Origin of the sequence: Aquimarina callyspongiae (assembly GCF_034322225.1) — a bacterium.
Lineage (GTDB): Bacteria > Bacteroidota > Bacteroidia > Flavobacteriales > Flavobacteriaceae > Aquimarina.
The window spans coordinates 339,071-351,176 of the sequence record NZ_JAXLPA010000005.1 but is presented as its reverse complement, the minus strand read 5'-3'; the positions used below and the strand labels follow the sequence as shown (position 1 = coordinate 351,176).

9 protein-coding genes are annotated in these 12,106 nt (G+C 30.0%); 7 read left to right on the top strand and 2 right to left on the bottom strand.

What is annotated here, in order from left to right:
• Nucleotide 1 precedes the first annotated feature (1 nt).
• The 7 genes from U0D62_RS21110 (at nucleotide 2) to U0D62_RS21080 (ending at nucleotide 9,257) form a co-directional block, all read left to right on the top strand.
• Nucleotides 2-1,168, top strand: coding sequence for a DUF4249 domain-containing protein (locus tag U0D62_RS21110; RefSeq protein WP_322289340.1), 1,167 nt, complete (start codon nucleotides 2-4; stop codon nucleotides 1,166-1,168).
• 15 nt (nucleotides 1,169-1,183) lie between these two features.
• Nucleotides 1,184-2,923 (top strand): hypothetical protein, encoded by a 1,740-nt coding sequence (locus U0D62_RS21105; RefSeq protein ID WP_322289339.1) that lies wholly within the window; start codon nucleotides 1,184-1,186, stop codon nucleotides 2,921-2,923.
• A 114-nt stretch (nucleotides 2,924-3,037) separates the two neighbouring features.
• Nucleotides 3,038-4,576: a YifB family Mg chelatase-like AAA ATPase gene (locus U0D62_RS21100; protein ID WP_322289338.1), complete on the top strand. Its 1,539-nt coding sequence runs from the start codon at nucleotides 3,038-3,040 to the stop codon at nucleotides 4,574-4,576.
• Nucleotides 4,577-4,788: 212 nt separating this feature from the next.
• Nucleotides 4,789-5,256 (top strand): DUF4231 domain-containing protein, encoded by a 468-nt coding sequence (locus tag U0D62_RS21095; protein ID WP_322289337.1) that lies wholly within the window; start codon nucleotides 4,789-4,791, stop codon nucleotides 5,254-5,256.
• A gap of 27 nt (nucleotides 5,257-5,283) precedes the next feature.
• A complete protein-coding gene (locus tag U0D62_RS21090) occupies nucleotides 5,284-6,132 on the top strand; it encodes a hypothetical protein (RefSeq protein ID WP_322289336.1) in 849 nt (282 codons plus the stop codon).
• A 4-nt stretch (nucleotides 6,133-6,136) separates the two neighbouring features.
• Nucleotides 6,137-6,904 carry a hypothetical protein gene (locus U0D62_RS21085; protein WP_322289335.1) on the top strand — a complete coding sequence of 256 codons (768 nt, stop codon included), beginning with the start codon at nucleotides 6,137-6,139 and terminating at the stop codon, nucleotides 6,902-6,904.
• Nucleotides 6,897-9,257 (top strand): hypothetical protein, encoded by a 2,361-nt coding sequence (locus U0D62_RS21080; RefSeq protein WP_322289334.1) that lies wholly within the window; start codon nucleotides 6,897-6,899, stop codon nucleotides 9,255-9,257. The genes U0D62_RS21085 and U0D62_RS21080 overlap by 8 nt, the downstream gene beginning before the upstream one ends.
• A 159-nt stretch (nucleotides 9,258-9,416) precedes the next feature.
• Here the strand turns inward: U0D62_RS21080 and U0D62_RS21075 are convergent, their stop codons facing one another.
• Nucleotides 9,417-9,701, bottom strand: coding sequence for a hypothetical protein (locus U0D62_RS21075; protein ID WP_322289333.1), 285 nt, complete (start codon nucleotides 9,699-9,701; stop codon nucleotides 9,417-9,419).
• 403 nt (nucleotides 9,702-10,104) lie between these two features.
• Complete coding sequence (locus U0D62_RS21070; protein ID WP_322289332.1) at nucleotides 10,105-11,760, bottom strand: hypothetical protein; 1,656 nt, start codon at nucleotides 11,758-11,760, stop codon at nucleotides 10,105-10,107.
• Between the last annotated feature and the right edge of the window lie 346 nt (nucleotides 11,761-12,106).

The window sequence follows — 12,106 nt, the reverse complement described above, 5'->3', positions numbered from 1 at the left end:
ATTGAAAAATATAAATCAGATATTCTTACTTTTTATTTTTATACTACTTTGTAATAGTTGTGTAGAAGAGTTTGAGTTCAGTGAGCAAAGTTTTGAAGATATTTTAGTTGTAGAATCAGAAATTACTAATGAACTAAAATTTCAAGAAATTTTGATCTCCAGAACATTTCGTTTAGAAGATAAAGAACCTGCTCCCGAAAACAATGCTATAGTTACAGTTATCGATGATCAGCAAATCGAATATCAATTTTCTGAAATTACCTCAGGGAGATATGTTTCAAACGTTTCTTTTGCAGCAGAATTAGGCAAGACATATCGTCTTCAAATTACCACTCAAAACGGAAACTTATATACATCTAGTGAAGTAAGCCTTCCTCAGCAAGCTCAGCTAGATAATGTATTTGCAGAACGAGTTGTAAATGACAGTGGAGTCGAAGGAATAGGGATATTTGTAGATAGTTCTGATCCCACAGGAAATGCAGATTTTTATAGATACGAATTTGATGAAACTTATCAGGTTGTACCACCTTTTTGGTCAGAATTTGATTTAGAAATTGTTTCAAGAGAACCTCCGGTATTAGAAATAATACCTAGAAGTAGAGAAGAAAGAGTGTGCTATATAAACGAAGTTTCAAATAGAATAATATTGAATAACACTAGTACTCTTTCTGAAAATAATATTAATCGATTTATGGTTCAATTTATAGAACCAGATAATGTAGTTGTAAGAGGCAGATATAGTGTTTTGGTTAGGCAATATGTACAATCAGAAGAGGCATTTAGGTTTTTTGAAACGATTAAAGATTTTTCTGATTCAGAAACCTTGTTTTCTCAGGTGCAACCGGGATTTGTTAATGGCAATATTGTTTCTATGAACAACCCAGAAGAAAGTGTTTTAGGTTTTTTTGAAGTTGCATCAGTCACGTCGGGAAGAACTTTTGTAAACCTGGAAGATTTTTTTCCTGAAGTTACACGTCCAGAGTTTCAAGAAGAATGTTCGATAGTTTCAATTAGCGGAGATCAAAGATCTGTTATTAGAAGAATAGATGAGGGATATAGATTTTTTGCTTTTGATCCGGTTAATAGCGAATATTCATTGACAATGCCTATTTGTACAGATTGTAATGTGCTAGGTACCAATATCCGTCCTGATTTTTGGGAAGATTAAAACTCAGTTTTTTGCATGAAGAATAAGATCATTATAACAATTACAGTACTATTATTTTCAATAAAGATAATATATAGTCAGTCTACAGTAGATGGATATAAAACTATTCCAGAAGAACGAGTTTTTATTCATCATAATACATCTTTCCTGTTTACAGGAGAATACCTTTATTATAAAGTGTATTGCCTAAACGCCAAAACAAAAATATTAAGTGATTTAAGTAAAATAGCTTACGTAGAACTGATAAATGAAAAAAAAGAAATTGTCTTTAAACATAAAATTAAGCTTAAAAACGGGTTAGGACAAGGTGATTTCTTTTTACCAGTATCCTTATCTTCTGGGAATTATAAGCTAATAGGATATACGCAATGGATGAAAAATTTTGGAGTCAGTAATTTCTTTCTAGGAGATCTGGCTATTCTAAATCCTTATCAAGGAAATCAGAAAACTATTCTAGCTGATTCTATTTCACTTCTAAAAACCAGTACCCCTTCAAAAATAGATGTTACTACCCCAGCGGTATCAATAATTACTAATAAAAAAATATTTGGTAAAAGAGAAAAGGTACAAGTTTCTCTTAAAGGTATAAATGAAATGTTGCCAAAGGGTAATTATTCTTTTTCGGTTAGAAAATTGGACACAATAAAAACCCCTGATATTCCTACTATAACTAGCTTTCATAAGAAATTAAAAACAGTAAATACCTTAATAGACCAAGATTCTAAATCTATTGCACTTCCAGAATTAAGAGGAGAGTTAATATGCGGAAAAATAACAGGTAAAGATTCTGGTTTTAATGTCGAAAATCAGAAAATAACTTTTTCTATACCTGGTAAAAATTATGAGGTTAAAATTGCTACCACTGATATTGATGGTAATTTTTGTTTTAACTTAAATAATGAATATGTAGAAAACAAAGGTTACATCGAAGTATTGAGCGATAATGACAAATATATAATCGAATTAAAACCTCAAACTCCCAATGTATATAAAGATCTGAAATTTAATCAGTTTAAGATAACTAAAGAAATGAAAGATTTGATTGTAAAACGCAGTGTGTATAATCAAATCAGAAATAGGTACTTTAGTGTAAAGCCAGATACTTTAAGCCCAGTTGAGGAAACATTACCTTTTTATGGTAATGGAGCAGAAGTATATAATTTAGATGATTATACTCGGTTTCCTACGCTTCAAGAAACTTTAGTAGAAGTAGTGAATAATGTATGGATCAAAAAAATAGAAAATGATAAATACATCTTTCAGGTAAGGTATAAATATCCACCGTATAATGAACCAGAGCATTTACCTTTGGTTATTATCGATGGCTTGATAATTAAAGATCATACAGTGTTAATAGATTTAGATGCTAGAAAAGTTAAGAGTATTTCTGTATCTAGAGATAAACATTATTTAGGAGCTCAGATTTTTCAAGGAATTGTTGATATTAAAACAAAAAAAGGAGATTATTATAAAACGATAAATAAAAACGGGATTAATGAAATAGCCCTGTTTAAACCTTTACCCCTTAAAAAGTATTTTGTACAACAATATAATTCAGAAAAGAAAAAGGAGTCGAAAAGAATCCCTGATTTTAGAAATCAGTTAATTTGGCTTCCTAATGTGAGTCTTGATAAAAGAAGCTCTATCATTACTTTTTTTACCTCTAATAATACGGGACAATTTGAATTAATACTAGAAGGGTATTCTGATAAGGGAGTTCCAGTATTTGCCAGAGAAATCATTGCGGTTAAATAGACTTGAAACTTTGTTATTTGATAATAATGTAAATGAATTAATAGTTTTATCATATTTTGATGTAGAATATTCTTTTTTTAACATAATTTTTTACATTTATGGAAAATATAGAATATGCTCGTTAAAGTCTTCGGGAGCGCCGTTTTTGGTGTAGAGGCTACTACAATCACAGTAGAGGTTAATATAGATAAGGGAATTGGATATCATTTAGTAGGGTTACCTGATAATGCAATAAAAGAAAGTAGTTTTCGTATTGCTGCCGCATTGCAAAATAATGGATATAAACTTCCAGGGAAGAAGATTACCATTAATATGGCTCCTGCAGATTTAAGGAAAGAAGGATCTGCTTATGATCTAACCCTGGCATTAGGGATTTTAGCCGCAAGCTCTCAAATCAAAGGCAAAAACATTTCGGATTACCTGATCATGGGAGAGCTTTCTTTGGATGGTAGTTTACAGCCTATAAAAGGAGTGTTACCAATTGCGATAAAAGCTAGAGAAGAGGGATTTAAAGGATTTATTTTACCCAAACAAAATGCAAAAGAAGCCGCTATCGTTGATAACCTTGAGGTATACGGAATTGAAAATATCAAAGAAGTTATTGATTATTTTGATGAAGAAGGAGATCTTGAGCAAACTATAGTAGATACAAGAGAAGAGTTTTTTAAAGAACTTGATAATCCAGAGTTTGATTTTGCCGATGTAAAAGGACAAGAAAGTATAAAGCGATGTATGGAAATCGCTGCGGCTGGAGGTCATAATATCATATTGGTAGGACCGCCAGGTAGTGGGAAAACTATGCTTAGTAAACGATTGCCCAGTATTTTACCACCAATGTCTCTTCAAGAAGCTTTGGAAACAACAAAGATTCATAGCGTTGTAGGTAGAATAAAAGAACAAGTAGGATTAATGGCGCAACGACCATTTCGTAGTCCTCACCATACTATATCTAATGTAGCGTTAGTTGGTGGAGGGAGTTATCCTCAACCTGGAGAAATCTCTTTATCACATAATGGGGTGTTATTTTTGGATGAACTGCCAGAATTTAAAAGAGAAGTTTTAGAAGTAATGCGTCAACCACTTGAAGATAGAGAAGTGACCATATCCAGAGCTAAATTTACTGTAACGTATCCATCTAGTTTTATGTTAGTAGCTAGTATGAATCCGAGTCCTGGAGGATATTTTAATGATCCAGATGCGCCAGTAACTTCTTCTCCAGCAGAGATGCAGCGATATTTGAGTAAAATTTCTGGCCCGTTATTAGATCGAATAGATATTCATATAGAAGTAACACCAGTACCATTTGACAAGCTTAGTGAAGAGCGAAGAGGAGAATCTAGCGTAGATATTAGAAAAAGAGTGATATCCGCAAGAGATGTTCAAACCAATCGTTTTTCAAAATTAGAGAAGATACATTACAATGCTCAGATGGGAGTAAAACAAATAAGAGAATATTGTGAATTAAATGATACTTCAAAAGAACTATTAAAAACAGCTATGGAGCGATTAAACTTATCGGCCAGAGCTTATGATAGAATTTTAAAAGTTTCAAGGACTATTGCCGATCTTGAAGGAGCAGAACAGATAGAAAGTAATCATATTTCTGAAGCGATTCAATACCGAAGCCTCGATCGCGATGGGTGGTTGGGATGAATTCAAATCATTATTCTTTTACTATAAAATTTATATAATATACTTGGATTTAATATTGAGTCTTTTTCGGATATGGGGAAATAATAGTAGTTTTTGAAAAAAAATTATATATTTGATAATTACCCCTCAATGTTTTACTGTTTACGTTTACCCCAATTTGAAATTAGCATTATAAGTGTATCCTTTAATAGATACATATAAATACTTATTTTATGGAGGAAGAAGTTATTGCAAAACGAGACTTTATTAAAAACTTGTTAGAAGAACAATTATCTAGTTTTGATGATAAAAGAAAGTATAATCGTAGAAAATCTATCCGAAGCCATCGTGTTATAACTTTAATAGGAGCACTTATTACAATATTTTCCGGAATTAATGTTGATTGCTTAGAGGGGACTATTTGCCTTAATGATATTACCAGATTTATAATTCTCGTTTTTGGAGCTACAATTACTGCTATAGGAGCATACAAAACTTTTTTTAATAATCGAGATTTATGGGTCAAATATACCATGACAACAAATTCCTTAAAAAAAATAAAATCTGATTTTGATTATTACTTAGCAGGTAAGAATGAAAAAAACATTAATAAAGAGGATATAGATATTTTTAAAAAAAGAATTCAAGAAGTTTTGGACAACAGCAATGGAAGTTGGGAAACCTTCATGGATGTGAAATGATATTTTAATTACAGATCTAAATTAAGTATGTATTGGAAAAGTAAAGAAATAATTGATAAGTTATCGAATGATAATGATATAGATACATTGCCATTGGCTCATAATACTTGTTTCTATACATTCGAGAATATATTAAATGATAGAGCTTTCCGTGTTGAACCTGCAAAAAAAGATGAGGTATTTGATATCAAAAAAATATTCTTTTTTTATGGAGTCCCAGCATATATTGGTGATCATGCCTGGCCTTCAATTTTTGTTTTTGACAATATAAAGGAATCTTTTTTCTCAGAATTAGATTGGAGCCCTATTGATTCGGGAGCATACCGTATTGTTAAGGAGAAATCAATTTTCAATTGTTTTAGAACAATTTCTCAAGACACTTTTGAAGATGCTTTTGTATTAAAAAGAGGGGCAGGCGAAAACAAAACATTATCCTATCTAAAAAGCCACATTAAGAATTTTTTTAAAGATAATTATAATTATTATCAAGGGAATTGTGATCTTCCTAAAAATGAAAGCGAAGATATAGAATTTAGCACTATTAAAGATTTTTTTAAATCTCTGGATTCCTTTGATAAGATAAATTGTAAACAGGAGGTTTTAGAAGAATATACTAAGATTGATAGACGAGCCAAAATAATAGAAGGGAGTACAAAAATTGATTTACCAATCGCCATGCTAGAGCTAGTTGCTTGTTATATACCTAAATCAAAAAAGCAAGACGTTATGGACTATTTTAATATAAGTAAAGAAAAGGGAGAAAAAATTATTGAAACATATCTCCCAAGTGAAACTGGAAATCCAAATGATTGCATTATAGAAAAAGGAATGAAATGGGTTGAGAAAGTAACTGAAAAAAGGCTAAGTAAAAAATAATACTTTGAGTACAATAAGACTTTATGGTTCTTTAGAGCTACAGCAGAAAAAAGATAATCTTAATTTAAAATTTGTAAAACCAATTTTTTGTAAAAATGAGGAAGAATATTATTGGATAAGTTTTAAAAAAAGTAAGCTAAACCCTGATGTAGAAATAAACTCACATTTAGAAAGTTTAATTCCTTATAATCTTAAAGATAAAGTAGATTTAATTACAGAGGTAATTGAACTTATTGAATATGAAAATATGATTTTTAGCCGTTATTATTTTCTGAAAATTAACAATGAAAAAATCTATGGTTACGCGGAGGAAGTCCTGGAAGAATTATTTGATAAATTTTCAATGCAAGATTTGAAGCGCTTAGACCCAGAAAATTCACTTATTTATTTTATGATTTTTAATTATGATAATGAATATCTTTTACACAAGTATCTCCCATTTTTTTCTAAGCAAGAATTTATTGATATACTAATTCAACTTTTTGTGGATAACGAATTGTCAGAAAATTATTTAATGGAGTTTTCAAATTTGATTGAACCTTTAACGATAGGAGTCGATCATAAACTGTTTAACAAATTTACAGTAAAAGATATCAAGTTTTTAAGGAAAAAGTTAGAACAATATCGAACTTCTTCTTTAGTAATAAATACAATTATAAGATGGAATAATAATATCTCTGAAGCGGAAATCATAGAAACTGATCCGTTATTAGGTATGGAAAATTTTCAAAAAGACCTCCTTAAAAAACAGAATCTGGAAGAATATGTATAAGGATAATAAATCAAACTCGATTCTTAATAATCTTACTACAGATGAGATAAGAGAATTATATTATGATTATGAACTTCAAAAAAGATCTGATGATTTTGAGTTTTATTATATTATTGATGCTGATGAGCTCGTCGATTATTGCTACCCAAAAAGAAATAAGAATAAAAGTGACTCTGAAATTGCCGATGAACAATTTATTATAGAATACCTGTTTTTATCTAAAAGACATAAAATTATCATTATTGATGATTATATAAAGGAAATATTTGACCTTAGATCTAAACTATTGAGTATTGCAAGTTTAAAAAACTCTAAAAAAGAAATTGAGTATCATTTAGAAAGAATAGAATATTTTGTAAAGGTTAATAATGAAAACCAAGATAATGAAGATTACTTCGAAAATTTAAATGAATCGTTATCATATCTAATGTATATTTCGGAAGGTAAATATGTAACCAATTTATCAAAATTAAACTACTTACTTTCTCATTCAATACTTTACGAAAGTAAAAGCAAGATAATGGAGCTTGAAAAAGCTTTTAAGCTATATAATAAAGACGTATATAAATTTGATGGGTTTCTCAAAATCTTTGACAGAAAAGAAATATCCAAACATAATGATGTAAATGGGATTTTGAAAACATACTTCCTTTCATCTCATTTTGAAAATCAAAATAAAATATTTTACTTCTTGTCTTCTTCAACAACAGGGATAAAGAAAATTAAAAAAAGGATATCTAATTTGACAATGGAAGAACCTAATAAGTCTAAAAATAGGCCAATAGGAATATCCGTAATTAGAAATAAACCTCAGTTATTTGCTCAACTTATATTTAATACGTTCGAATTTGGGATAAAAGATTTTAATAGCTTTTCTCAGGCAATAGATAAAATAACTAATAGACTTAGTAGAAACGATAGTGATTCAGAGTTGATTGCGTTACTTAAGGAAAACAGAAATACAAATCTTGAGATTATTGAGAATTATACAATTATTAATAATAGAAAAGAAAAAGTAGAGAATGAAGAACAAAGAATAGCTTTAAAAGTAGAAAGTTTCGAAAGATTATTTAGAATAAGAAAAACAGAAAAAGATAAAAAGTATTTTGAAGAGCATGTACAGGATTTTATTGATAGAGTAAATTCGTTAGTAAAAGAAGCTAATCTGATAGATGTAAATAGACAATATCAAGAAACCAAAAAGATGATTGATCATTTATTATTTGAAATGGATGTAATAGATGATTTTTTAGCAAACGAGTTATACAAAAAGGATGAAATAAAGTTGGATCGAGGTGCTGACCCTATAGAAAGCATATTTAGTGCTTTTCCAATATTATTTGAGTATGACTTCTATGCTAAGAGAATATTTCCAACATTATTAGATGTTCAGGATAACATTGTTGTAGAAGCAAGTATATTGACGTCTTTACCAAGAAATTGTTTTGATAAAGAAAATTCGCGTACTTATGTTTTAATATCATATATTTTATATATGCTTCTATTAGTAAGATACGAACATCCTACAAGGAGATATTCTAATAATTTTATAGTTTTTAATTACGTAAAAAAAATTATAAAAAATATTAAGCTATCAAAAAAGCATAAAGCAGATATTTATGCTATTGGATGTTGGGCTGCTAGAAGGTGTAGAAAATATAAATTTGCTTATGAATTATCTATTGAAGCAATTGAGTATTTTCCCCTTGACCCAAGATTTGATTTTTCCTTAGCATTGACCGGGTATTGTTGGAGATATGAATTTGATACAATTCATCGCTATGAATGGGAGTATGCAGAGTACTATGACAATAAAAAGATACTAAATTATTGTGAAGAAGGTATCTTGAAACTAAAGAAAAGAGAAGACATTACTACCTCTAGTACGGTAAAGCATTTGTATTTGGCATTACTTAATTTAACAGCCTTTTCTTATGCTGCCGCCTATAAAATTGAGTTAGACCAAATTGATCAAAAACAAGAGGTGGGGGTAATTAAAAAAGGTTTAAGAAATACACCACAAAAATATCTGAAAAAATCAAGAGATTATATCAATGAACTAAAAAAATGCTTAGATGTAAAGAGTATAAATGATAAGAAAGAAAAGATGGAGAAATTACCAGAATATATTCATACAGAGGTGTTTTTAGAATATTATGAATTAAGGAATTCTTTGTATTTTCCTAAAGATACAGATACTAAATATCGAAAAAAAATAATACAGGCTTTAATGGATATAAGGATGGTTATTGACAATTGTGGTAAAAACAGACAAGGGTTAAAAAGAAGATGTGAACGTTTATTAGATAAACTCAAAAGCCTTTATAATAATCCAGGTTATATTGACAATTAACTATGACACAAGGATGTCGAATTAATGATTGTTTTCTGGCCAATAAATTAAAAAACTGACCAAGTGAAGTATTGAAAAACAGTATAGATCAAAAGAAATAAATCGCCCTGTATAGAAAATACAAGGCGATTTATTTCTTTTTCATATATCATTAGATATTTACGATGAAGCAGCAGCTACTTGATCAGCTACCCAATAGTGTACCTGAGCAGAATAATTTTTATTACCACCAGTATGAAGAATTAATTTAGATTGCCCTAATCCAGGTGGAATCATTCTTCCTCCAACCTGAAAATCTGGCCCATAATGATAACTAGTTCCGTTTCCTATTGTAACGCTGATTTCTGCAATAAATGCATAATCACTATCACTTGTATTTGTAACAAATACATTAAGACTTCCATTTGATTCAATTAGATCTACTTTTAAAATTTCGTTGCTCATGATTTTGGTATTTAATTTTTCCTACTCTCTTTGAAATTGGCTTTTCGGATTTTCGCCTTTATAACCTTTACGATATTAGTAATTTTGCCATCTCATATATCTTTATGGTTATAGAATAAAATTAGGTTAATGTGTTTGTTCAGAGTAGGATGGAAGTACCTGTTTGATAGAATCAGGTAAAATTACCGGAGTAATATTTTTGTTTTTTTTGAAGATCTTTAAAACAGAAAAAATGTAACGAAAATTATTATTTTATTTAAAAATCCATTGAATTCCAGAAAAAAAGCAGCTACATTTTTGTAACTGCTTTTGGTTTGCTAATGAGGATAATTACTAAGTAGTAATTTATAGGTTTGAAGTACTCTGTTTTTTAAAGTTTACTGATAGTACTAAGTAAAAAAGGTTAATTTTTTATCTCCTTAATATACTTCTCAATTTCTGGCGAGGTGGTTATGCTATAATCAAGAACAGCTGGTTTTTGTAAAGGGCCACCACCTAATAGAAAACTAAAGTCCGTTCCTCCTTGTTGTGCATTACCGTGACATCCCATACATCCACCCATAGCATATCTTTTTGGAGGTAGTTCGATTGGAGTCACTAGATCCGGGTTTGAAGCTACAGTGATATTATCAGTTTCTAATAAAATCCCTACACCTCTAGGACCAAATGTGCCAGTAAACTTTCGTAAAGTATAATCTGTTTCAATAACATCATTTGCCAGATAATAAGAAGAATAGGTGGTTTTAATATTTTCTATTGTAATGTTATCATAATCTACAGGAATTGCTTGTACTCCTAATAACTCATAATATTGCCAAACTGATTTTTTATTTTTTCCAGAGATTTGTTTTTGTATTTTTTTATTAAAAGCTGTCAAATCTGTTGGAATAGTATGGATTTCATCTTGATTTTTAACAGATTGGTACCCAGATGGGATGGTGTATTGTGGGTTCGAGACTCCATTAATAGCATCGGTATACGGTTTAGGATGACCAGTTTTATCCTTTTTGTAATATTGATGTTTTCCTTGGTCACTTAGTGTATTCTCGTAGTAAATCCCATTATTTATATTATCTACGTGATTAAAAGTGGTAAAAATAAGAGTAGGGTGATGTTTGGTTTTTCGGATAATATGTAAACCAACCAGAGCATATATTTTATTGGTATATTTAATTTTACCTTTAACTTCTTCATAAACAATAACCTGTTTAGTGTAGAAACGATCGGCTTTATCTTTATTAGTTAATGCTCTCCAGGCTGCTTTTATTTCTATAACCCCTTCAGAACTTGTATCGGCACAAGGGAAACAAATTACAGCCTCTCTACTAGCTTCTTCAGTCTTGCAAGTACCTCCAAATTTATTTAATTTACTTTTGGTATTGGCGCTCCAATGTTGAACGATATCTTTATTTTGAAGCTTAAACTCTCTGATATAATCGTATTCTACCTGATTAACTTTGGCTTCATATAATATTTGATTTCCTCCGGTTTTGCTTCCTTTTCCACTACCACCATACACTTTGGCTTCTCCAATTTCGTCGTTTTCATCCAGGTTATTAAATAAAGTATATTTTGAAGACGGAGTTGATGATAAAGAAGTAGGTTGATCAGAGTAGGAATAAGAAGGAGTGTATATATCTTTCCAGGCAGGTAATTGCTTATTTTTACTGGTATTATATTTAGGACCAAACATTTCGGCCTTGCTAGCAAATGTACTCCACACTACTAAAGGCAAGTCCATATTTTCAGAGCTCTTTTGTTCAACACTATAAAAAGAAGAATCTGCATGATTACTAGGAGTACTTCTTTCTACATATTTGTTAGGAGTTTGAGCTGGCCAATTTAATGCAGCAAATTGTTTCCAGGCAAATGTATACAATTCGTCCTTCGTAGCATTTTTTTCTGGTCCATTTGGGACCTGATTACTAAATGTTATTGCATCTGTCGGAGTATTGATATAGTCATTTTTCTTTTCTGATTTAAATCCTATAATTAAAAAGGCTACAATACAGCAGCAAACTAATGTTAGTATAAGGGGATTTTTTTTTAAAGATTTCATAGTTCTGGTGTTTAAGTTCGTTTTAATGTCTATTTGGTCAATCCAGTATTTTGTTATTTAACCCATATGTAAATTTCTATAATTGAAGAAAGTCTTTTAAGTAAGGTTTTACCTGTATCTAACAAACAGGTAGAATTACTTGATCACTTTTTATTCAGATAAAGAAGATAAGTGGATGCTTCTTTTTTAATAAGTTATGGTTATTATAAAAGCGATTATTTCCCCGTAATACGGAATTATTTTTTTAGAAGAAACGGGTATAATTACTTGTTTTAAAAAACGCTTATTTCCCTTTAATTTGTTTAGTATAAGAAAGTAGAGAAATAGATAATAATAATTGTTTATT

Excerpts from the sequence above, each read along its gene's own strand:
- U0D62_RS21090 (WP_322289336.1), top strand. The coding sequence starts at position 5,284 with ATGTATTGGAAAAGTAAAGAAATAATTGATAAGTTATCGAATGATAAT.
- U0D62_RS21080 (WP_322289334.1), top strand. The coding sequence starts at position 6,897 with ATGTATAAGGATAATAAATCAAACTCGATTCTTAATAATCTTACTACA.
- U0D62_RS21105 (WP_322289339.1), top strand. The coding sequence starts at position 1,184 with ATGAAGAATAAGATCATTATAACAATTACAGTACTATTATTTTCAATA.
- U0D62_RS21095 (WP_322289337.1), top strand. The coding sequence starts at position 4,789 with ATGGAGGAAGAAGTTATTGCAAAACGAGACTTTATTAAAAACTTGTTA.
- U0D62_RS21070 (WP_322289332.1), bottom strand. The coding sequence starts at position 11,760 with ATGAAATCTTTAAAAAAAAATCCCCTTATACTAACATTAGTTTGCTGC.
- U0D62_RS21100 (WP_322289338.1), top strand. The coding sequence starts at position 3,038 with ATGCTCGTTAAAGTCTTCGGGAGCGCCGTTTTTGGTGTAGAGGCTACT.
- U0D62_RS21075 (WP_322289333.1), bottom strand. The coding sequence starts at position 9,701 with ATGAGCAACGAAATTTTAAAAGTAGATCTAATTGAATCAAATGGAAGT.